Raw genomic sequence first — 21,891 nt, forward strand, 5'->3', positions numbered from 1 at the left:
CAGCGAGGGTGCTGCGGACGATAAACGACCCCTTCAAGCGGCGAGCTGGTGCTGCTCGATTTGCCTGATGGTCTCTTCGCCGATCTTTTCGCGTGCCATTACCGTATCGAAATGGGTTTGCAAATTCATCCAGCTCTGTGCGTCCGTGCCGAAGAATGCCCCGAGGCGTACAGCCGTGTCAGCCGTGATCGCGCGTTCGCCTTTTACGATCTCGTTGATACGGCGCGCCGGCACACCGATGGCCTTGGCGAGCGCGTACTGGGTAACGTGCATGGGCTCGAGCCATTCCTCGGCGAGAATTTCGCCGGGCGTTGCGAGTGGGACTTGGCGGGACATAAAACTCTCCTTCAATGGTAGTCGGACGATTCCAACGTCGCTTGCGTGGCCTGCCTCGAACTGGAAGCAGACTCGCCACTGATCGTTGATCCGGATGCTGTAGTGGCCAGCCCGATCGCCTTTTAGCAACTCAAGCCGGTTCGCCGGTGGAATGCGCACAAACTCAAGCGTTGCGGCAGCATGAATCTGCTGCAACTTGCGCATCGCCACCTTTTCGATATTAGCGAACCGGGCAATACGAGTGCCCTTGAAGAGGGTTTCTGTATCGCGACAGGCGAACGAAGTAATCATTCCAGAATAATAACGCGGTGCGTTATTAACGTCAAGCGTTATTACTTGATAATAGCTGATCCAGCCAGCCAGCCAGCCAGCTCCGCTCGGTTCGGTTCGTCCCCCTGCGCTCAAAAATTCTCATCATCGGGCTCCGGTCCACGCGTCAGTCCAGCGGGCGCGGCGATCTTCACCGCCCGGCCGATGCGCGCCGGTCCATGGCAACCGGTTAACAGAATGCTCGGTGCGCTGCGTGACAACGCTGCCGGTTGCATTGTTCTTTCACTCCGGCGCGTACTTGAATTCAGGTAGCGCTTCGAGCGACTTTTTTGTCGCCTCTGGCAGAACGACGCGCCGGTTGTTGATCTGCAAGTCGGTGAACGGCACGGCGACAAGATGTTTGCCCATGCCGAGAAAACCGCCGACCGACAGGATCGCGTACGTGCTGCGATCCGCGCTCGGCGAAACGATCAGATCGTCCAGTGTGCCGATGGTGTCCTTGTTCTTGTTGTAAACGTCCGCGCCGCTCAGCTTCGAGGCTCGATAGCCGCTCGCCAGCTGAACGACGTCCGTACGTTTCTCGGTGATGGCTTGCGGGGCACCCTGGGCATACGTGGCGTTGCTGCCCGCCAGCGTGCCGAGGAGCAGCGCTGCTGCAACGAGCGGTTTGGTTGACATGGTTCGCATGATGATTGTTCTCCCTGTGTCTGTTGTGTGTCCCTGATAGGCACGCGTAGTGCGGGCCATGGGTCGTCTCTCACCTTGCGGGCTGCAAAAATTGTGCCTTGGCACCCCGAAGCCATGCGCCCAATGTCCGGGTCTGGAATTTGCTGTGTCAGCAAGCTTGCACACTTCAAACACGCGCGTTAGCGCCTTTAGCTTCCACAGGAATCTCTATGTCATCCCAGGCCAACTACTCCACGCGCATCGCGGAAGGCACGCCTTTCCCGCTCGGTGCGACGTGGAACGGAAGCGGTGTCAACTTCGCGCTGTTCTCCGCGCATGCAACGAAGGTCGAACTGTGTCTGTTCGACGAAACCGGCGCAACGGAAATTGAACGCATCGAGCTGCCGGAGTACACCGACGAGGTCTGGCACGTGTTCGTGCCGAATCTCAAACCGGGTGCCGTGTACGGCTATCGGGTCCACGGTCCTTATGAACCTGAGAAAGGGCATCGCTTCAATCCGAACAAGCTTCTGCTCGATCCCTATGCCAAGGCCCATATCGGCGAGCTCAAATGGGCACCGGAAATCTTCGGCTATACGCTCGATTCGGAAGAGGGCGACCTGTCATTCGACGAGCGCGACAGCGCGCCCTTCGTGCCGAAATGCAAGGTGGTCGACGCCAACTTTTCCTGGAGTCATCCGGAACGCAATGCGCAGCCTTGGGAACGCGTGATTTTCTATGAAACCCATGTGCGCGGTTTTACCAAACGTCATCCGGAGGTACCGGAGAATCTGCGCGGCACTTTCGCCGGACTCGGCCAACCCGTGGTGCTCGATTACATCAAGAGCCTCGGCGTTACGTCGGTCGAGTTGATGCCGATTCAGACCTTCGTCAACGACAGCTATCTGCTCGACAAAGGCCTCACCAATTACTGGGGCTACAACACGATCGGCTTCTTCGCGGCCGATCCGCGCTTTTTCGCGTCATCGATCGACTCGGTGGGCGAATTCAAGGAAATGGTGGACCGTTTCCACAACGCCAACCTCGAAGTCATTCTCGACGTGGTCTACAACCACACAGCGGAAGGCAACGAGCGCGGCCCGACTATCTCCTTCAAAGGCATCGACAACGCCTCGTACTACCGGCTGATGCCCGACAAGCCGCGCTACTACATCAACGATACCGGCACCGGCAACACGCTCAATCTGTCCCATCCGCGCGTGCTGCAGATGGTCACCGACAGCCTGCGCTATTGGGTGACCGAGATGAAAGTCGACGGTTTCCGTTTCGATCTCGCCACGATTCTCGGCCGCGAGCTGCACGGCTTCGACGAAGGCGGCGGCTTCCTCGACAGTTGCCGGCAGGATCCGGTGCTCTCCTCCGTGCGGCTGGTCGCCGAGCCGTGGGACTGTGGTCCCGGCGGCTATCAGGTGGGCGGCTTTCCGCCCGGCTGGGCCGAATGGAACGATCGCTTTCGCGACACCGTGCGCGGCTACTGGAAGGGCGACGAAGGGGAGGCCCCCGATCTCGCCAGGCGCCTGACCGGCTCGGGCGACAGGTTCAATCGTCGCGGGCGCCGCCCATGGGCCAGCGTGAACTTCGTGGCCGCCCACGACGGCTTCACGCTCAACGATCTGGTCTCGTACAACGACAAGCACAACGAGGCCAACGGCGAAGACAACAACGACGGCCACTCGGACAACAAATCATGGAACATGGGTGTGGAAGGGCCGACTGACGATCCGGAAATCCGTCAGCAGCGCGAGCGCCAGAAGCGCAATCTGCTCGCCACGCTGTTGCTCTCGCAAGGCACGCCGATGATGCTCGCGGGCGACGAATTCGGCCGCACGCAGCAGGGCAACAACAATGCGTATTGCCAGGACAACGAGATCAGCTGGGTCGATTGGGAAGGCATCGACGACGACGGGCGCGCGCTGATCGAGTTCGTCAAGAATCTGACCACGCTGCGGCATCGTTTGCCGGTGCTGCGGCGTGGACGCTTTCTCAGCGGCGAATACAACGAGGCGCTCGAGGTGAACGACGCGCGTTGGCTCTCGCCGGACGGCACCGATCTTTCGCAGGAACAGTGGGACGATCCGTCGATGCGCTGCTTCGGCCTCGTGATCGACGGACGCGCTCAGGCGAGCGGCATTCGACGTCCCGCGTCGGATGCGACCTTGCTGCTGGTGCTGAACGCGCATCACGACGTGGTCAATTTCACGCTGCCCGATATCCCCGAGGGCGATCAGTGGACGTGTCTGCTGGACACCAATATGCCGGTGCGTTCCGAGTTGCCGCAATTCAGTGCGGGCGACGCGTATCAGGTGACCGGCCGTTCGTTGCTGCTGTTCGCACTCGAAGCACCGAGTCGCGCGACGCAACGCGTGTTCGACCGCCTGGAGGAGCAGCTTACGACTGACGAAAACGACCCTCCCGCCGGAGTGTGAGACGGAGCTTGAGGCTGGGCGTGAGCGCAAGCCGCGAGGTACTGCGCCGGGCATAGCGCTTGCTCGATTCCGCATAGCCACGCGTCTGCCGTATCCCGCGACAGATGTGCACTGCAACCGGTGTCGATTCCCGCCCGGTCCAACTGAGGGTGAACAAATGGAACAGGAACAAACGTCCAAGGAAGAACAGATTCGTACACGCGCCTACTACCTCTGGGAGCAGGCGGGGGATCCGAAGGGAACACCGGACGAGTATTGGGACCAGGCCCGCGACGAGGTCGAGAAGGAAGCGCCGCCGGTAGAAAGCGGCCCGGTAACTGGCAAGCAGAAGAAGTGAAAGAGGTCTGAACGGACACGCCGTGAAGGATTTCCCCGACCCGCGTGGCGCCCGGCCCGCCGCCCGCATTCACGCACCGCCTGCCGCATTCGGCATTGACGGCTTGATCGCGATTGCGGTCGGCGTCACCATCGTTGCCTGCCTGTACTTTGCGCGTGCCGTGCTGATTCCGATCACGCTCGCCATCCTCCTGAGTTTCCTTGTCGCGCCGCTGGCGAATGCGCTCGGACGTCTGAAGCTCGGACATGTCGCGTCCGTGTTCGCCGCGGTGGTGATTTCGGTCTCGGTGATCGGCATGCTTGGCGCGGTGATCGCTACCCAGCTGACCGACCTTGCCGCGGGCATGCCTCGTTATCAGGCGACCATCGAGCGCAAGATGGACGCCGCGCACAGCCTGACCATTGGCAAGCTGAACCGGCTCGCGGGCGCGGCCGGCCAGGCCTTGCAACGCGCGACCGTCGAACCGCCCCAGCCGCAAGCATCGCGCAATGCTTCATCGCCCGCGAATGTTCACGCGCCTGCGGCCGTGCCTGTCGAAGTGCGCGAACCGGTACCCACACCGTTCGAACTCGCGCGGCGCGTAGTGTCGCCCGCGATCAGTCCGCTGGAGACGGCGTTTATCGTATTCGTCGTGATGGTGGTGATCCTGCTGCAACGCGACGATCTGCGCGACCGTGCCATACGTCTGTTCGGTTCACGCGACCTGCATCGCACAACCACCGTGATGGACGAAGCCGCGCGGCGCCTGAGCCGGTACTTCGTTTCGCAACTCGGCCTGAATGCCGGCGTCGGGGTGGTGATCGGCGCGGGTTTGTTCCTCATCGGCGTGCCGAGTCCGATCTTGTGGGGGATTCTCGCCGCGTTGTTGCGGCTCGTGCCGTACGTCGGCATCTGGATTTCCGCGACACTTGCCACCGCGCTCGCCGCTGCCGTGAGTCCTGGCTGGACCATGGCGATCTGGTCGCTGGCGCTGTTCGTGACGATCGAATTGGTGGTGGGGCAAGTGGTCGAGCCGCTGCTATACGGACGAAGCACCGGGCTCTCGCCGTTTTCCGTCGTTGTCGCGGCGATTTTCTGGAGCTGGATCTGGGGGCCCATCGGGTTGATTCTGTCGACACCCTTGACCTTATGCCTGCTGGTGCTCGGACGGCACGTGAGGCGCCTGGAGTTTCTCGATGTCCTGCTGGGCGATCAGCCGGCGCTGACGCCGATAGAGAACTTTTACCAGCGAGCGCTTGCGGGCGATCCCGACGAAGCGATCGAGCAAGCGGAAGCACTCTTGCGCGAGCGCTCGCTCTCGGCTTACTACGACGAAGTGGCGATCAAGGGCTTGCAACTCGCGGCCAACGACGTGACGCGTGGCAGCGTGACGGCGGCCCAGCTTGCGCGGATCGAGGCGACCACGAACGACCTGGTGGACGGTCTGGACGGCTACGAGGACAGCAGACCGGCACCTCAAGCGACGGAAGACGACTGGAGCGCGGCGGGGCCAATGACGCCGGCAGTCGAGGCGCAAGGCACCCCGCGCGCGCTGCGGACCACCTCGACGGGCGCTACGGAAGACGGGCGCGGCAGCGATGCGAACGCGGCAGCGAATCGCGTGTTGTGCATTCCCGGTCGCGGTCCGCTCGATCCGCTCGCGACTACGATCTTGTTGCAGTTACTCGGCAAGCACGGATTCGCGGCGCGGGCATTGCCGCATGAAGCCGCGTCGCGGGCGTCGATCGATAGCCTCGAGGCGGACGATGTCGGGACCGTTTGCATTCTCTACCTGCAGATCGACGGGATTCCTTCGCATCTGCGCTATCTGGTCCGACGCATTCGCGCGAAGTTGCCGGAGGTGTCGATCGTGGTGGGGTTGTGGGCCGCGCAGGATACGGAGAAGTGGAGTGCGGATCTGCAAAGTGCGATGGGCGCGGACTGTTATGCCAGCTCCTTGCAGGAAGTGTTGGCCGCCTGCCGGCGGATCGAGGTGACCCAGGAGGATCCGGGACTGGCCATCGTCAATGGATGATCCTTATTGCCTCTTCGAGCGGTGAAACTCATCAACCGCCGTTCGGCGAATCTAATGCTCGGGAAACACCCGCTGCATCCAGCGCATCCTGCCATCCGCCTCCAAGTACCTTGTAAAGGCCGCCCGGCAGCCTGGCCGGACGGCCTGGGTCAAGTAGAGGCGCCTAGCGGCCTGCCGGCTTGCCGGTCGAAGGCTTGTTTTTCGAGGCGGCGTCCTTATCGGGGACGATCTTCGTCGTACCACCTGTGGAAGGTGGATCGCTAGCCGGGAAGCTGTCTTCGACTTCCTTGTCGATCTGCTTCTCAGTCTTGTCGGCGTGCGGATGTTTTTCCTTGTGCTCTGGCATGGCAACTTCTCCTTCATGTAAGCGCGGAAAACCGCGCGGGCAGACTCTTCAATCACCGCATGCCTCGCGTCAATCGCTCAGCACGATTTTCAAAGCATCAGCGCGAGACAAGCCGCTACCCATCGCATCGATCAGTTGCGCGGTTTGCGCTTCGCGTTCGCAGGCGAGCACGGCGACTACCTTCTCCTCCTTCACATACAGCGCGACGAATTTCTGCCGATCGAGCTCGCCGTCGATCACAATGTCGTCCCACTCGCTCGCATGACCGAGATATTCGAAGCGCTTGCCGAAGTGATAGGTCCAGAAATACGGCACGCCGACGTAACGGTGACGCGCGCCGCACATGTTTTCGGCGGCGATGCGCGCATGTTGCTGCGCGACGCGCCAATGTTCGATGCGCACCGGTTCCTGATCTTCATGCAGCGGAAAGACGGCGATATCGCCGGCTGCGTAAAGGTGAGGCGCGGCCTGCATGCCCGCGTTGACGATCACGCCGCCATCCTTTTGCAGCGGCAATCCTTCAACGAACCCGGTGGCCGGTGCAACGCCCGTACCCAGTAGCACGAGATCAGCGGCGACATGCTCGCCACTTTCGAGCATCACCTCATGCACATTGCCTTCCTCGCCTTCGAGCGAGGCGACCGTTGCTTCGAGATGGAACACCACGCCGTTGCGCTCGTGCAGTTCGCGAAACATGGTGCCCGCGCGCTCACCGAACTGCCTGGCGAAGGGGATTGTTTCCGGCGAAACGACGGTGACTTGCGTGCCGCGTTTGCGCAGCGACGAAGCCGTTTCCAGACCGATGAAGCTGCTGCCGAGAATCACGACCTGCGCGTTCTGGGCGTCCTCGCCGAGCGCATCGACGAGCGTGGCGGCGTCGTCGAGCGTGCGCAGCACGTATACGCCGCCGAGGTCATGCCCGGGAATGGATGGGATCTTCGGCACGCTGCCGCTGGCAAGTAGCGCGGTGTCGTACGCCAGTTCGCCGCCGGTTTCGAAATGGATCGTGCGCCCGGGCACATCGAGCCGCGCGACCTTCGCGACCAGACGTTCGACGTCGTGCCGCGCGAGCCAATCCGGCGCAAGCAGGGGCGGCACATCGCCGGGTGTCATCTCGCCGGACGGCACGAATTTGCTGAGCGCAGTGCGGTCGTAGGGCGCGTGCGGCTCTTCGCCGACTAGCGTGACGCGGCCAGTAAAACCGCATTCACGTAGCGCCGCGCACGCCGCGGCACCTGCCGCGCCCGCGCCGATCACCACGAAATGTGGGCTTTTCGCGGACGCATTGCGCATCGGCTGAGGCAGTTTCTCCGGTGTGACCATCACCTCGTCGCCCGTCACCGTCACCGGATATCGGTCGAGCGCGACCAGCGCGGGCGGTTCGAGCACGTCGCCGGTGCTCACATCGAAAATGGCCTTATGCCACGGACAGATGATCCGGCCGTTGCACAACGCGCCTTTCTCCAGTGGTCCGCCGGCATGCGGACAGTCCGCCGCATACGCGCGCACGGTGTCGCCATCGCGCACCAGCAGAATGTTTTCGCCGTCCACCACGACGCGTTCGGCGCGGTCCGCTCGCAGTTGCGATAGCTGCGCGACGCATCGGGCAGACGTTGACATGGTCGATTCCTCGTGGAAGATAAGCGGACACCCCGAACCTCCTTGGGACAGCAAACCGTGTGCCTGCTCACGCGCCGCTGTACGTGTGACGTTTTGCTCGCACGCCGGCCTAGGGAGAACGGCGGAAGTGCGGTAAATTCCGGGAAAAGGAAATAGCGCACGAACAGCGTGGCGCGTGGGGAGCAGTTTGTACGCTCACCCTGACCTGTATTTACCTTTCATGGAGATCGTGACCGTGCAACGTGCGGAGCGTGTCGCAGTCGATGTCCCCATGCCGTCGCGTAATTTCGCGGCGACGCGGCGCGTGCTGCTGATCGTGCTTGCCGTTTCGATTGTGTTCCCCCTTGCGTGTCTCGCGGGTTACGGCTATTTCGATTACCAGCGCCGCATCGCCGATTCGAACGACATGATCGACCGGCTCGCGCGCGTGACCGAAGAACAGGCCGTCAAGGTGCTGGACCTCAACCAGCAAATGGCCTCGCGTATCGTCGACCTGCTCGGCAATGACGACGACGCGCGGATTCGCGCGCAGCAAGCCGGCCTGCACGATCGTCTGCGGCAAATCGGTGGCGACTTTCCGCAGGTGGCGTCGATTTACCTGCTCGGCGCGAACGGCGATCTGCTGGTGTCGAACCTGAGTTACCCGGCGCCGGTCATGTCGACCAGCCGCCGCGAAGACTTCATCACCGCGAAGGCGATGCGGCCGCAGCCGTATTTTTCTCAGGCCATGTTCGGGCCGCTGTCGCAAACCAATGTGTTCAACACCGCAACCGGCCGGTCCGGCGAGAATGGGCAATTCCTCGGCGTGGTGTCCGTGGCGCTGCGCACCGAGTACTTTTCGCGCTTCTACCGCGAGTTGATCAACGGCGATACGTCGCTCGCGTTGGGACTGTATCGTCAGGACGGCAGTCTGCTGGTGCGCTATCCGGCTTGGGCCGAGGGCGCGCAGCCCACCCCGCAGAGCGCATTCACCGCGGCCTTGCGCGACAAACAGCTGTTCGGTCACATCCGCCTGAAGTCCACGGTCGACGGTATCGAACGGCTGCTGGCGTTTCGCCGCGTCGGCGACTATCCGCTCTATGTGATGAGCGCGTATGAAACTGCCTCGATCGGCAGCGCGTGGCGCCAGCACTTCATGATGATCGCGGCGCTCACGGCCGTGCCCTGCGTGGCGATCTGGCTGCTGGTGTTTTTCTCGCTGCGCCAGCTCGCCGGCGAGCGCCGCGCGTGGGAACGCTGGCAGGGCGAAGTGGCCATGCGTCTTTCCGCGGAGGCGTCGAGCCGGCAATTGCAGCGCATGGGCGCGCTTGGCAATCTCGTCGCCAATGTCGCGCACGACTTCAATAATCTGCTGATGGTGGTGTCGGCTAACACCGAACTCGCGCGGCTCAAGCGCTATAACAATCTGCAAAAAGAAGTGCAGGCCGTCGAGCCCGCCACGGCCACGGCGGAATCGCTGACGCGGCGGCTCCTGAGTGTGGCGAAGAAGCAGCCGCTCAAGCAGGAAGCGGTCGATCTCGCCACATGGCTGCCGAGCGCCGCACCGCTCATCGACGCAGCGCTCGGCGACAACATCGAAATGACCTTAAGTATGGTCGACAACCTCTGGCAGGTGCTGGCCGATCCGATCGACCTCGAATTCGCGATCATGAATCTGGCGGTCAACGCGCGCGATGCGATGCCGCGCGGCGGCCGCTTCGTGATTCGTTGCCAGAACAACCGTCTGGTGGGCAGCGACACCTTGCTGCCCGACGGCGAATATGTGCTGATCGCCTGTTCCGACGACGGCGAAGGGATGCCCGAAGCGGTCGCCCGTCGCGCCTTCGAGCCGCTCTTCACCACCAAGCTGCGCGGCTCGGGCACCGGCCTCGGCCTCGCCCAGGTCCTCGCCATGTGCGAACAGGCAGGCGGCATGGCCAAAATCGACAGCGTGCCGGGCAGCGGCACGACGGTCAGACTTTACTTGCCGCGTTATCGCGAGCGCGAGAAGGCGTCGGCGCCCGACGCCGAAACGGCGCACCTGCCGGCGCCGATGACAAAAGGCGTCGTGCTGCTGGTGGAAGACAACGAAGACGTCGCGGCGGGCGTAGCCGCCGTGCTGGAAACCTTCGGCTGCGAAGTGCGGCACGAACCGACCGCCGACCAGGCGCTCGACGTGCTGACCGGTGGCGCCCAGTTCGAACTCGTGCTGTCCGACATCCAGATGCCGGGCAAGCTCAACGGCATCGACCTCGCGGAGAAAGTGCGCAGCGCGTGGCCCGCGCAGAAGATCGCGCTGATGACCGGCTATGCCGACGAGCTCGAACGGGCGCGCCGCCTCGGCGTGGCGATACTCGCCAAACCCTTCAACATCGACGAACTGCACGCGCTGGTGGTCTGCCAACCTTAGGGCTCGCAGCTTCGTCGGCATGCCCGACGCGATCAAGGCGCTGATTACTTTCGATGACACACAGCGGTTCGTGACGGCCCCACATCTGCGCTTCCAGCCGTGTTCGAAGCGTTTCATGACTCGCGGCACAAGCCTTGCTGAGAGGCTGACGAGGATGCGTATCCGGCTGGACCAGCCGGCGCAACCCGCTTCTTTCCGGACAGGAGAATACCCATGAAGATCAGAAACGCATTGCTCGTCTCGACACTGCTCGCCGCGTCGTCGCTCGCAATGGCCCAGGGCAGCGGCGGCGGGGGCGGGGGCGGCCCGGCAGGCAACGACCCGAATGCGGGCACCAACGCCGGAGCGACGCGCGAGGGCGGCGACATGCAGGCTTCTGGCGCGATGGCGCATAAGTCGACGAAGCAACACCACATGAAGCAGACGAAGAAGCCGGCCACCGATACGACCAGTACGCCGGGCGCAGACGCCAGCAGCGCTACCAAGGGGCAGTAGGGAGGAAGTGGGCGGCATGCCGGTCTTTGCAATGCAACGCAACACACGCGACAATGCGAGCGGAACGCACGGGCCCATTGCCGCCAAAAGGCGAGGGCGCTGAGACGCAGGGTAGCGCACAAGGGATGAGTATGGCGGGTAGTGAAGCAGGGGCGTCTCCAACAAAAACGCAGTCGACCGCGCAGACGAGCACGCCGATAGGCACAGCAACGAACGCCGACAATCCGGATACCGCGGCGGGGGCCGCTCCCGCGCGTGCAGTCGGCCAGCTGGACTTTCCGGTGGTCGGCATCGGTGCGTCCGCGGGCGGCGTGCAGGCGCTTCTGCGCTTCTTCGAGAACGCGCCGTGCGACATCGGCATGGCTTTTGTGGTGGTGCTGCATCTCTCTCCCGACCATACCAGCAGCGCCGACCAGGTTCTGCAGCACGCCACCGGCATGCCGGTGCGCCAGGTGCAGCACGCCATGCCCGTCGAAAAGAATCACGTGTATGTGATTTCACCGTCGCACGATCTGTCGCTCGACGACGGCCATCTGAAACCCGTGGAAGTCGACCGGCCGCGCGGCCGGCCGATCGCCATCGACCTGTTTTTCCGCAGCCTCGCCGACGCCCACCGCGAGCGGGCAATTGCAATCGTGCTCTCGGGCACCGGCGCGGACGGCGCGACCGGCATTGGCCGCATCAAGGAGCAGGGCGGCGTGACCATCGCGCAAGAGCCGGCGGACGCCGAATACCCGGAAATGCCGCAGAACGCGATGGCGACAGGCATGATCGACCTGACGCTGGCGGCGGCCGAGATGCCGGGCAAACTTCGCGAACTCGCCGACAACGCCCGCGCGATCCGTCTGCCGCCGGCGGACGACGAACCCGAAACGCTCGCGGTCGCGCAGCCCGATCCGGTGTCGAGCGCCGAACGGGCTCTGCTGGGCGTGCTCGCCACCTTGCGCGCGCGCACCGGCCACGATTTCCGCCACTACAAGCGCGCCACGATCCTGCGGCGCATCGAGCGCCGTTTGCAGGTCAATGGCATTCCCGATCTGCAGGCGTATCAGGATTATGTCCTCACGCATCCCGACGAAGTCCCGGCGCTGCTCAAGGACATGCTGATCGGCGTGACCAATTTCTTCCGCGATCGCGAAACGTTCGAGGTGGTCGAGCACGAGATCGTGCCGAAGCTGTTCCAGAAGAAATCCGAGGACGATCCGGTGCGCGTGTGGGTCGCCGGTTGCGCGACCGGGGAAGAAGCCTATTCGCTGGCCATGCTGCTCGCCGATCATCCGGAGCGCAATGAAGGGATACCGGTCCAGTTGTTCGCGACCGACATCGACGAACGCGCGATTGCTTTCGCCCGGGCGGGCCTCTATCCCGAGTCGATCACTGCGGATGTCTCCGCGCAGCGACTGCGCCAGTTCTTCACCCCGGAACGCGCGCACTTTCGCGTCTCCAAAGGCATCCGCGAAAAGGTGCTGTTCGCCGTGCATAACGTGCTGCGCGATCCGCCGTTTTCGCGTGTCGACCTGGTGTCGTGCCGCAATCTGCTGATCTATCTCGATCGCAGCGTGCAGAGCCAGGTACTGCAAATGTTTCACTTCGCGTTGCAGCCCGGCGGCTATCTGCTGCTCGGCAGTTCGGAATCCGCGGAGGCGGCGGGCGAACTGTTCACACCGGTCGACAAGAAGAATCGTATTTACCGCGCCAACGTGGTCACCAGCACGGTGCGGCCGCCGATCAGCATGCCGGTCGTTCAGCACGGCGGGGTGAGCGCCGCCGCCAGCGCCGGGCCGACGCCGCCCCTGCCGCAGACCTTGCCGTTTTCCGCCTTGCATCACCGCATTCTCGAGTTGTACGCGCCGCCGAGCGTCGTGGTCGATACCGATGCGAACATCCTGCATATGTCCGAGCACGCCGGCCGCTTCCTGCGTTTCGTGCGCGGCGAGCCGTCGTATAACCTGATCATGCTGGTCAATCCGGCCTTGCGCCTGCAATTGCGCGGGGCGCTGTTTCAGGCCATGCGCAGCACTGGCGAGATTGTCACTGAGCCGATCGAATTCACCGCCGAGGCGCACGTGCGGATCATCGTGCGCCCTTACCGGCGCACTGAGGATGCACCGGAATTCGCGCTGGTGCTGTTCGACGAGAGCGCAGCCAGCGCGCCCGTGGTAACTGTTCAGCCGGCCAGCCCGGCCGCGCAGGATTCGCTGCTCGGGCACCTCGAGGACGAACTGCATCGCACCCGGCAGGAGTTGCGCTCCACGGTCGAGCAGTCGGAGGCCTCGACTGAAGAGCTGAAAGCATCGAACGAAGAATTACAGGCGATCAACGAGGAATTGCGCGCGGCCACCGAAGAACTCGAGACCAGCAAGGAAGAACTGCAATCGTTGAACGAGGAGTTGTTTACCGTCAACGCCGAGTTGCAGGCCAAGATCGAGGAAACCGGCAAGGCCAAGGACGATCTGCAGAACGTGATCGCCTCGACCGGCATTGCGACGGTGTTCGTCGATCGCCAGATGCGCATCAAGCGCTATACACCGGCCGCGACCGAATTGTTCAACGTGATTCCCTCCGACGTGGGCCGCCCGCTGCACGACATCACGCACCGGCTCGACTACCCGCGGATGGCTGAGGACACGATCACCGTTTTCGATTCGCTGCAGCTGATCGAACGTGAGATTCGTGGTGTCGACGGCCGCTATTTCCTGACGCGCCTCTCGCCGTATCGCACGACCGACGACCATATCGACGGCGCGGTGCTGACCATCGTCGATATCACGGCATTGCGGCGCGCCGAGCAGCTGGTGCGCATCAGCGAAGAGCGCTTGCATCTCGCCGCGCAAAGCACCAACGATTTCGCGATCATCGTGCAGGATATCGACGGCCGGGTGGTGACGTGGAACAAGGGCGCGGAGCGAATCTTCGGCTACAGCGAGAGCGAGATGGCGGAGCAATTGCTCGACCGGCTCTATCTGCCGGAAGAGCGCGAAGCCAATGCGCCTTCGGTGGAGCGGCAGCGCGCGCAGAACGATGGCCGCGTCGAAGACGAGCGCTGGTACTTGCATAAAAGCGGCACGCGGCTTTATTGCAGCGGCGTGATGACGCCGGTGTCGTCGGATAGCTTCAGCGGCTTCGCGAAGATCATGCGCGATCTGACGCAGCGCAAGGGCACCGAGGCGCTCGAACAGCGCAAGATTTCCCTTGAACGCTCGGTACGCCAGAAGGTGGAGGCGGCCAGCCGTCTGAAGGACGAATTCCTCGCAGTGCTGTCGCACGAACTGAAAAACCCGCTGAATCTGATTCACGTGAAAGCGGACATGCTCGAGCGCGCGCCGTCGACGCAGGGCCTGCCGGTGGTGCGCGATGCGGCCGATGCGATTCGCCGCTCCGTGATCAGCCTCGCCAAGATCATCGACGACCTGCTCGATCTGTCGCGCGTGCGCACGGGCAAGCTGGCACTGGAACGCTCGCGCGTGGACATCGCGGCGATTACGGCTTCGATGGGCAGCGCGATCGAGGCCGATGCGCTGGCGCATCAGTTGAGCGTCGCTATCCAGGGGGTAGCCGAGCCGTTCTTTATCGTCGCCGACGCCGTGCGCTTCGAGCAGATTCTGTGGAACCTTGTCAGTAACGCGATGAAGTTCACGCCGCCCGGAGGACGGGTGAACCTGAAGCTCTCGCGTGACAACGGCTATGCCTGTGTCGAGGTGCAGGATACCGGGCGCGGCATCGAGCCGGCCTTCCTGCCGCACGTGTTCGACATGTTCAGTCAGGCCGAGGGCTCGCATCGGCGCCATAGCGGCGGGCTGGGTATCGGGCTTGCGCTCGTCAAACAGCTCGCGGAAATGCATGGCGGCCATGTGAAGGCGGAATCGCCCGGCCCTGGCAAGGGCGCGCGTTTCCGCGTCTGGCTGCCGGCCGACAGTACCGTGCTGCAACCGGAAAGCCGCGACACGCCGGGCGACGTCAGTTTGCTCAAGGGCATGCGGATTCTGCTGGTTGACGACGCAGTCGAAAGTTTGCAGGCGTTCCAGAGCCTGCTCGAACTTGAAGGCGCGCAAGTCTGGCCGCAAACCAATGGCCCTGACGCGCTTGCGGTCGCCGCCCAGCAACCGTTCGATCTGATCCTGTCCGATATCGGCATGCCGGGCATGGACGGCTACGAACTGATCGCGGCGCTGCGCAAACTGCCCGCTACCGCCTCCGTGCCGGCGCTCGCGCTGTCGGGCTTCGGCCGGCCGCAGGACGCCACGCGTGCAATCCGCGCGGGCTACGACGGCCACCTCGGCAAGCCGGTCTCGCTGCAGGCGCTGCTCGACAAGATCGCGCGCGCCACCACTGCGAATCGTTGAGTCTGGCCTGAGCTTTCCTGTCTCGGCGGCTTCAGCCTACCGCCGCTCGACTGAGCTTTCCTGTCTCGACGGCTTCGGCCTTCCGCCGTTCGACGAGGGCCGTTCGACGGGCGCCTGCAGGTGCCGTTCAACAGGCGCCGTTCCACAGGTATAACGCTTGCTGAAAAGTGACGGCACACACGGCTGTCGAGCGCTGCTGGAAAAGCCTCCGATGGGTCCGTTGGCCCACTCACAGGAGCTTTGACATGACACTCGGCGACACTATCAAAGGCATGGTCGGCATGGATCCCACGGGGCATGCCGACCCCGACATGAAAGCGGTGCTCGACGCACTCAAGAGCCTCAATCCGAAACCGATCGAAGACTGTTCGGTCGCCGAGGCAAGAAAGCAGCCCACGCCCGCGGACGCCGTCAAGCAGCTGATGACCAATCCCGCCTACAGTTCGAGACCGTCGCCGGAACTCGAAGCGGTGCGCACGCAGGACATCATGATTCCCGGTGCGGCCGGCAGCAACCCGGCGCGGGTCTACACGCCGCAAGGGGCAGCGCCGTTTCCGGTGATCCTGTATTTCCACGGCGGCGGCTGGGTGATTGCCGATCTCGACACTTACGATGCCACGCCGCGCTCGATGGCCGCGCAGAGCAACGCGATCGTCGTGTCCGCGCATTACCGGCAGGCCCCCGAGCACCGGCTGCCGGCCGCGCACGAGGACGCCTTCGCCGCATGGCGCTGGCTGGTGGACAACGCCGCGAGTCTCGGTGGCGACCCGGGCAAGATTGCCGTGATGGGCGAGAGCGCGGGCGGCAATCTGGCGATCAACGTGTCGATCCACGCGCGCGATACGGGGTTGCAGATGCCGATTCATCAGGCGCTGGTCTATCCCGTGGCGAGCAACAACATCGTGTCGATTTCTTATGAAGAGAATCGCAACGCCAAACCGCTGAACAAGCCGATGATGCTCTGGTTCGTCCACAACGTGATCAATGACAAGAGCGATCTGACCAGCCCGCTGATCGACGTGGTCAGCGCCAACCTGTCAGGTTTGCCGCCCGCTGTGGTGGTGACGGCCGGCATCGATCCGTTACGGTCGGACGGGGAGAAACTCGCGGAGAAACTGAAAAACGCGGGCGTCGCCGTCGAGCATCGCAATTACCGCGGCGCGACGCACGAATTCTTCGGCATGGCCGCGGTGGTGGAGGCGGCGCGCGATGCACAGACCTTCGTGTCGTTGGCGCAACGTCAGGCGTTTGGCGCGGCGCCGCTTTGATGAGGCCGCGACGGAGCAGCCCGTTTGCAGGTTGACCCTGGGTTGAAGCGAGTGGCGCGTCTGGTTTTGAGGGGGCGCGGCAGCGACACGGCCGCGCGAGCCTGATCGAACTCAGGCAAGCGGTCCGCCGGGCGCCGACGTGGCGCGCGGACCGCTATGCGGTTGGCGGGTGAGGCTCAGAGCGAAGCGAAAGCCTCGGCGATCTCCGTGGCGTTAGCCGGACGGACGACGCGTGCGACTTCGGCGCCATCGCGCAGGAAAATCAGCGTGGGCCAGAGTTTCACCTTGAAGGAGCGGCCCAGCGGACGGCCAGGGCCGTCTTCCACTTTGAGATGCCTGATGCCGGCATGCGGTGCGAAGGCTTTGGCAATCGGCGCTTGCGCGCCCTGACAGATGCCACACCAGTTCGTGCCGAATTCCATCACCGTGACGCCGGGCAGGGCGTCGACCTCGGCTCGCGAGGGTGCTTGAGAAGAGTAGGGCGTCAGGGTTGCCATGAGTGCGGTGCTCCAATGCATTTACCGTGGCCGACACGGGTTTTCGCTTGCGCGGCGCCCGGCCGCGTGTGGATGGGGTAAAGAGTAGCAGCTATGGCCGGGATCGTCAGTGGGGCGGGCGCGTGCCTGGCCGCGCAAATTTCACACAAACGCATGTTGTTGTCAGCTCGACATGTTAAACATCAAGATTCGCTCTAGCGGCACCCTCGCGTTCAGGAAAATGGAATGGCAAACAAGATCTACCTTCGGCATCCGGCCAGCGACGACATCGTGGCGGTCGCTACCGGCTTCAGTTGGGGCGCGTTGCTGTTGGGCTTCGTCTGGGCCATGTCGAAGAGAATGTGGTTTGCCGCTTTCATCATGCTGGCAGTCAATACGCTGCTGTTTTTCTCCGGCTTGTGGGGCGATACGATCGGCACGATCGGACTGGTGCTGTCCGTGCTGTTCGGCATTGCCTGTGGTGTCTATGGCAACCAGTGGCACCGCTCGGCGCTCGAGCAGCGCGGATACGTCGTCGTGCCGCCGGCCGGCGAGGGCAGTCTGACGGGAGTGGATGTTGCTAAACAAGCCACTCACGCGCGTCCACCTAAGCAAGTCCCCTGAAGTACGCAGCCGAGTTTGAAGTACGCAGCCGAGTCTCTTCCCGCCGCCAAGGAGCCATCCGATGCCGATTGCCATTGCCTTAAGCACGTTCGCCCCGTCTATCACGCCTATCACGCCTATCGACATGCTGCGCCGCGGCGTGCGTTGCGTGGCAGTCATCGCCTCCCTCTGTGCCGCGCCGCTTGCGCATAGCGCCGATCCCGCCGCCGCGCCGGCGCCGGGCGTCCCGGTCACACCAGCCGCACCCGGCATGCAAGCCGCCCTGTCTGCCGCAGGGTCGGCCGGCGCGCCCGACGACACCTTCCTGCTCACCATCTTCCTGCGTCACGACGAGTCGAAGCCGCTGCCGAAAATCAACGACCAGTTGCGCGCGCAAGGATTCTTCAAGACCTTTCCGCCGCCAGGCATCGAGGTCGTGTCCTGGTACGTGATGATGGGCATAGGCCAGGTGGTCACGCTGCGCGTGCCGGCCAGCCGTCTGCGTGAAGTCAATCGGGCCATCGAGACGACGGCATGGGGAGGCTATCGCACCGAGTTTTATCCGACCTACGATTACAAGGCGCAAGCGCAGCAAATACGCGCAACGGACGGCAAGTAGCGGCGTCTGCGTCGCCAGCGCGTTGGCAATGGCGCGCAACGCGCTTTTGGGAGAGGGGAATGCGGGTTTACGTGCCCGCACACCAGGACGATAATGCCCCGGTCGTTCCGGCCACGAAGTCAGCGGCGCGCATCGCGCGTTGCCGACCCGCTTCCCCTGACCCTCCGCCCCTCGTGTTGAAAACCTCCCGTTTTTTCGACCTGCTGCACATCCCTGGCTTCAAGCCGCTGGCCGCCGCCACCCTCATGCTCGGGGTGGCGATGTCGTTCACCGCTCCGTATCTGTCGCTGTTCGGCGTCGAGCGCGCCGGCATGACGCCGCTCAAGCTCGGCATCTTCATGACGCTGATCGCCGCCAGCGGGGTGCTCGCCAGCACCTTCGCCGGCCGTTGGAGCGATGCGAGCGGGCGGCATCGGCCATTGTTGCTGGCGGCCCTGGTGGCCGCCGCACTCGGCTATCTCTGTCTATGCGTGGTGCGAGACTACCGTTTGTTGCTGGCGGTCGGCATTGTCTTTATCGGCGCGGGCGGCTCGGCCATTTCGATGGTGTTCTCGTTCAGCCGCGCGGCCCTGCCGGTACCGGACCCCGCGGAACGCGCGTTCGCCAGCGCCACCTTGCGGACCATTCTTTCGGCGGCGTGGGTGTTCGGGCCGTCGGTGGGCGCGCTGGTGCTCGCCGGCGCCGGCTTCTACGGGCTCTTCCTGTTCGCGGCGGCGAGTTTTGCGACCTGCGCCACCATCGTCTGGCGTATGCGTGAGCCGCAAGGCCATCTGGGCGATCACACGGTGGAAGACACGGCGTCGGAGCCGTCCGCCTCGATCAGTGTGCCGCCGCTGACCGCGCCCGGCGAAGATGCCCACGAGGACCTGCCGGGCGTCGCCTCGCCGAACGACATTCGCCGTGCCGTGGCCGCGCTTACTTTGCTCGGTCTCGCCGCCAACGCCACGATGATCGTGTTGCCGCTTTACATCGTGCACGGTCTGAACGGCACGCATCTGGACGTGTCGGTCATGCTCGGTCTCGGCGCCTTGATGGAGATTCCGATGATGCTCGCGCTCGGCGCGAAGTCGTCGACGCTGCACAAGCCCAACTGGCTGGCCGCCTGCGCCGCGGTTCACGCGGTGTATTTCGTCGGCATGTCGCTGGCGGGGACTGTCCACGTGCTGATTCCGATGCAAATGCTCAATGCGTTCGTGGTCGCGGTGACCTCCTGCCTCGGCATGGTCTACGTGCAGGATCTGATGCCGCTGGCGCCGGGCCGCGCGACCGCGCTGTTCTTCAACGCGGCGCGGGTCGGTTCGATTCTCTCCGGTGTATTGTCGGGGTTGCTGGTCCAGGCATTCAGCTATCGCGGCACGTTCCTGTTCTGCGGCTTGCTGGCGCTTTGCGCGCTGGTGCTGTTCGCCGTGCCGGGTTACCGCTATCCGCAGATGTGGCGCGCGGTGCGGCGTTTCGCGCGCACACAATATGGGAAGCTGCAGGCACGGCGGCGATAGGGCCTGCGGCGGGGGCGGTTGACACGCAGTTGGCTTGCGGTTGGCCTGCAGTTGACTTGCCTTTGCTCAGCAGTTGGCGTGCTGCGGCCCTGCGGTTGTTGATTTGCCGCCGGCCAGCAGTTGGGCTGCGATGAGCCAACCGGTGACTCGCAATCCACCAGCGGCACGCATTTTGCTGAGCGCCTTACTCATGCTCGATGCCACCGTGCGGAGGTTCGATGAAAGGACTTGCCGTTCTCGTTGCCATTGCGCTCATTGGCGCGGCGGCGCTGTCGCGCGCTGGGGAGCGGGCGATCGAACCAGCGCCGCCGCCCGCACCACAGAGCCTTGATACCGCGCAGATCACGCTCGGCTCGCGACTCGCGGCGGTGGGCGATTGCATCGTGTGCCATAGCGCGCCGGACAGTGCACCGTTCGCCGGCGGCCGCGCGCTGAACACACCGTTCGGCACGATTTACTCGACCAACATCACGCCGGACACCGAAACCGGCATCGGCAGCTGGACACTTGCTGCATTCACGCGGGCGATGCGCCACGGCGTCTCACGCGACGGCCATTTGCTGTATCCCGCCTTTCCCTACGTGCACTACACGCGGATGAGCGATGCCGACATCGCCGCCGTCTACGCGTATCTGATGAGCCGCGACCCGGTGCGCGCCACAGCGCCGTCGAACAAGCTGATCTTTCCGCTGAACTTCCGCCCACTGATCGCGGGATGGAATTTGCTGTATCTGCATCCGGGACCTGAAGCGCTCGATGCGCCTGATAGCCCGGCAGGTTCTATAGGTGTCGCAAATGCCGCAGCGCAAAACACGCTAAACGCGACGAACCTCCACGACCCGCAATGGCAGCGCGGACGCTATCTCGTCGACGGTCTCGGCCATTGCGCCGCATGCCACACGCCGTTGAACCTGCTCGGCGCGGAGAAGCGCAAAGCAGCACTGCAAGGCGGCACGATCGACGGCTGGGACGCACCGCCGCTGACCGCGCTGTTGCAGGCGCCCACGCCATGGACCAGGGAACAACTCGTCGACTATCTGCGCAGCGGGCTCGCCAGCGAGCACGGTGCTGCCGCCGGGCCGATGCGGCCGGTGACCGAAACGCTTGCGGGCGCAACCCATGAGGACGTCGAGGCGATCGCGGTTTATCTGTTGTCGCTGCAAACGCCCGCGCGCGTTCAGTTGAGCGCGCTGCCGGCGCAAGCCGCGTCGCAAACAGCGGAAAGACCGGTAGAACCACCCCCTCAGGCGCAAGCCGCCACGCTGCCCGGCGCGACGCTCTTTGCCACCGCCTGCGCGTCGTGCCATGGCGCATCCGCGCCGATGTCGACGAACGGCGAGCGTCCCTCGCTCGCGCAAGGCACGGCGGTGAATGCGGACAGCCCGCGCAACGCACTGCGAATGATTCTCGACGGCATCGGCTGGCAGGGCAGCACGTCTGCCCACTTCATGCCGCCGTACGCGCAACTCTTCACCGATGCGCAGATCGCCGATCTCGCCAACTACACCCGCGCCCGCTTCAGCACGCGCGAGCCGTGGCCGTCGCTCGACGCGGCCGCGGTCGCCCGGATTCGCAAGGAGAGCCGTCAGCCATGAGTGCCGTCACGCTTACCGTCAACAATGTGCGGCACACGCTCGAGATCGATCCGTCGACGCCGCTGCTCTACGTCCTGCGCAATCAGTTGCAACTGAACGGCGCGAAGTTCGGCTGCGGCTTGGGACAGTGCGGCGCCTGCACGGTGATGGTCGGCGGCGAGGCGGTGTTTTCGTGTCTGCTGCCAGTCGTGGCGGTGGGCGAACGTCCGGTGCGGACTGTCGAAGGACTGGGGACGGCCGCGCATCCGGGCCGCTTGCAGCAGGCCTTCATCGATCAGCAGGCGGCGCAGTGCGGCTACTGCATCGCGGGGATGCTGGTGCGCGCGCAGACATTGCTGGATCACACACCATCGCCGGGCGACGAGCAGATTCGCCGCCACATGCAGCCGAATCTGTGCCGCTGCGGCACGCATATGCGCATCGTCGCGGCGATCCGGCAGGCGGGTGGCGTGGGGCTTGACGCGCGTGCCGACAGTTCCGCTGCGGCCATTGCACATGCCGAAGCTCACGCCGGCACCGCTGCCGTAGGCGAGGCGCATGCCGGCACCGCTGCCGGAGCCGGAGCGCATGC

16 protein-coding genes and 1 pseudogene are annotated in these 21,891 nt (G+C 63.9%); 12 read left to right on the plus strand and 5 right to left on the minus strand.

Annotation, left to right across the window (positions count from 1 at the left end):
• Window positions 1–33: 33 nt before the first annotated feature.
• Together P0D84_RS49230 and P0D84_RS28995 are read right to left on the minus strand one after the other, a co-directional pair.
• Complete coding sequence (locus P0D84_RS49230) at window positions 34–741, minus strand: HigA family addiction module antitoxin (protein ID WP_507028558.1); 708 nt, start codon at window positions 739–741, stop codon at window positions 34–36.
• Window positions 742–888: 147 nt separating this feature from the next.
• Complete coding sequence (locus tag P0D84_RS28995) at window positions 889–1,293, minus strand: PRC-barrel domain-containing protein (RefSeq protein ID WP_408342299.1); 405 nt, start codon at window positions 1,291–1,293, stop codon at window positions 889–891.
• Between the two features lie 209 nt (window positions 1,294–1,502).
• Between P0D84_RS28995 and glgX the strand changes: the two genes are divergently transcribed.
• The 3 genes from glgX to P0D84_RS29010 all read left to right on the plus strand — a co-directional run bounded on the left by glgX (window position 1,503) and on the right by P0D84_RS29010 (window position 6,070).
• Window positions 1,503–3,719 (plus strand): glycogen debranching protein GlgX, encoded by a 2,217-nt coding sequence (gene glgX, locus P0D84_RS29000; RefSeq protein WP_408342301.1) that lies wholly within the window; start codon window positions 1,503–1,505, stop codon window positions 3,717–3,719.
• A 157-nt stretch (window positions 3,720–3,876) separates the two neighbouring features.
• Entirely contained in the window at window positions 3,877–4,056 is a 180-nt protein-coding gene (locus P0D84_RS29005; RefSeq protein WP_408342303.1) for a DUF2934 domain-containing protein, read from the plus strand.
• 22 nt (window positions 4,057–4,078) lie between these two features.
• A complete protein-coding gene (locus P0D84_RS29010; RefSeq protein WP_408342305.1) occupies window positions 4,079–6,070 on the plus strand; it encodes an AI-2E family transporter in 1,992 nt (663 codons plus the stop codon).
• A 163-nt stretch (window positions 6,071–6,233) separates the two neighbouring features.
• Here the strand turns inward: P0D84_RS29010 and P0D84_RS29015 are convergent, their stop codons facing one another.
• Entirely contained in the window at window positions 6,234–6,416 is a 183-nt protein-coding gene (locus tag P0D84_RS29015; protein WP_408342307.1) for a hypothetical protein, read from the minus strand.
• A 69-nt stretch (window positions 6,417–6,485) separates the two neighbouring features.
• The gene (locus P0D84_RS29020) at window positions 6,486–8,036 is read right to left on the minus strand and encodes an FAD-dependent oxidoreductase (RefSeq protein ID WP_408342309.1); all 1,551 of its coding nucleotides are present in this window, start codon (window positions 8,034–8,036) and stop codon (window positions 6,486–6,488) included.
• Window positions 8,037–8,271: 235 nt separating this feature from the next.
• Between P0D84_RS29020 and P0D84_RS29025 the strand changes: the two genes are divergently transcribed.
• From P0D84_RS29025 to P0D84_RS29040, 4 genes are all read left to right on the plus strand, one after another.
• Entirely contained in the window at window positions 8,272–10,425 is a 2,154-nt protein-coding gene (locus P0D84_RS29025; RefSeq protein ID WP_408346092.1) for a hybrid sensor histidine kinase/response regulator family protein, read from the plus strand.
• Window positions 10,426–10,638: 213 nt separating this feature from the next.
• On the plus strand, window positions 10,639–10,920 hold the full coding sequence (locus P0D84_RS29030; RefSeq protein ID WP_408342311.1) for a hypothetical protein: 282 nt from the start codon (window positions 10,639–10,641) through the stop codon (window positions 10,918–10,920).
• A gap of 125 nt (window positions 10,921–11,045) precedes the next feature.
• Window positions 11,046–15,263 carry a CheR family methyltransferase gene (locus P0D84_RS29035; protein ID WP_408342313.1) on the plus strand — a complete coding sequence of 1,406 codons (4,218 nt, stop codon included), beginning with the start codon at window positions 11,046–11,048 and terminating at the stop codon, window positions 15,261–15,263.
• Window positions 15,264–15,508: 245 nt separating this feature from the next.
• Window positions 15,509–16,531: an alpha/beta hydrolase gene (locus tag P0D84_RS29040; RefSeq protein WP_408342315.1), complete on the plus strand. Its 1,023-nt coding sequence runs from the start codon at window positions 15,509–15,511 to the stop codon at window positions 16,529–16,531.
• Between the two features lie 176 nt (window positions 16,532–16,707).
• Here P0D84_RS29040 and P0D84_RS29045 read toward each other — a convergent pair whose 3' ends face one another.
• On the minus strand, window positions 16,708–17,028 hold the full coding sequence (locus P0D84_RS29045) for a thioredoxin family protein (RefSeq protein WP_408342317.1): 321 nt from the start codon (window positions 17,026–17,028) through the stop codon (window positions 16,708–16,710).
• Between the two features lie 225 nt (window positions 17,029–17,253).
• On the opposite strand from P0D84_RS29045, the gene P0D84_RS29050 reads away from it, so the two are divergent.
• The 5 genes and pseudogenes from P0D84_RS29050 to P0D84_RS29070 all read left to right on the plus strand — a co-directional run.
• Window positions 17,254–17,631 (plus strand): DUF2628 domain-containing protein, encoded by a 378-nt coding sequence (locus P0D84_RS29050; protein ID WP_408342319.1) that lies wholly within the window; start codon window positions 17,254–17,256, stop codon window positions 17,629–17,631.
• Window positions 17,632–17,755: 124 nt separating this feature from the next.
• Entirely contained in the window at window positions 17,756–18,229 is a 474-nt protein-coding gene (locus P0D84_RS29055) for a hypothetical protein (RefSeq protein ID WP_408346095.1), read from the plus strand.
• 173 nt (window positions 18,230–18,402) lie between these two features.
• Entirely contained in the window at window positions 18,403–19,725 is a 1,323-nt protein-coding gene (locus P0D84_RS29060; protein WP_408342321.1) for a sugar efflux transporter, read from the plus strand.
• 218 nt (window positions 19,726–19,943) lie between these two features.
• Window positions 19,944–21,320: a c-type cytochrome gene (locus P0D84_RS29065; RefSeq protein ID WP_408342323.1), complete on the plus strand. Its 1,377-nt coding sequence runs from the start codon at window positions 19,944–19,946 to the stop codon at window positions 21,318–21,320.
• A pseudogene (locus P0D84_RS29070) lies at window positions 21,317–21,772 on the plus strand ((2Fe-2S)-binding protein); the annotation flags it as partial. The gene P0D84_RS29065 and the pseudogene P0D84_RS29070, both read left to right, overlap by 4 nt.
• Window positions 21,773–21,891: the final 119 nt, after the last annotated feature.

The sequence above is a fragment of the Paraburkholderia sp. RL17-337-BIB-A genome, from assembly GCF_046025895.1.
GTDB classification, from domain to species: Bacteria; Pseudomonadota; Gammaproteobacteria; order Burkholderiales; family Burkholderiaceae; genus Paraburkholderia; species Paraburkholderia fungorum_C.

Coding starts and splice junctions, on each gene's coding strand:
- P0D84_RS29065 (WP_408342323.1), top strand. CDS start 19,944: ATGAAAGGACTTGCCGTTCTCGTTGCCATTGCGCTCATTGGCGCGGCG.
- P0D84_RS29030 (WP_408342311.1), top strand. CDS start 10,639: ATGAAGATCAGAAACGCATTGCTCGTCTCGACACTGCTCGCCGCGTCG.
- P0D84_RS29035 (WP_408342313.1), top strand. CDS start 11,046: ATGAGTATGGCGGGTAGTGAAGCAGGGGCGTCTCCAACAAAAACGCAG.
- P0D84_RS29045 (WP_408342317.1), bottom strand. CDS start 17,028: ATGGCAACCCTGACGCCCTACTCTTCTCAAGCACCCTCGCGAGCCGAG.
- P0D84_RS29040 (WP_408342315.1), top strand. CDS start 15,509: ATGACACTCGGCGACACTATCAAAGGCATGGTCGGCATGGATCCCACG.
- P0D84_RS29020 (WP_408342309.1), bottom strand. CDS start 8,036: ATGTCAACGTCTGCCCGATGCGTCGCGCAGCTATCGCAACTGCGAGCG.
- P0D84_RS29055 (WP_408346095.1), top strand. CDS start 17,756: ATGCTGCGCCGCGGCGTGCGTTGCGTGGCAGTCATCGCCTCCCTCTGT.
- P0D84_RS29015 (WP_408342307.1), bottom strand. CDS start 6,416: ATGCCAGAGCACAAGGAAAAACATCCGCACGCCGACAAGACTGAGAAG.
- P0D84_RS28995 (WP_408342299.1), bottom strand. CDS start 1,293: ATGCGAACCATGTCAACCAAACCGCTCGTTGCAGCAGCGCTGCTCCTC.
- P0D84_RS29050 (WP_408342319.1), top strand. CDS start 17,254: ATGGCAAACAAGATCTACCTTCGGCATCCGGCCAGCGACGACATCGTG.
- P0D84_RS29005 (WP_408342303.1), top strand. CDS start 3,877: ATGGAACAGGAACAAACGTCCAAGGAAGAACAGATTCGTACACGCGCC.
- glgX (WP_408342301.1), top strand. CDS start 1,503: ATGTCATCCCAGGCCAACTACTCCACGCGCATCGCGGAAGGCACGCCT.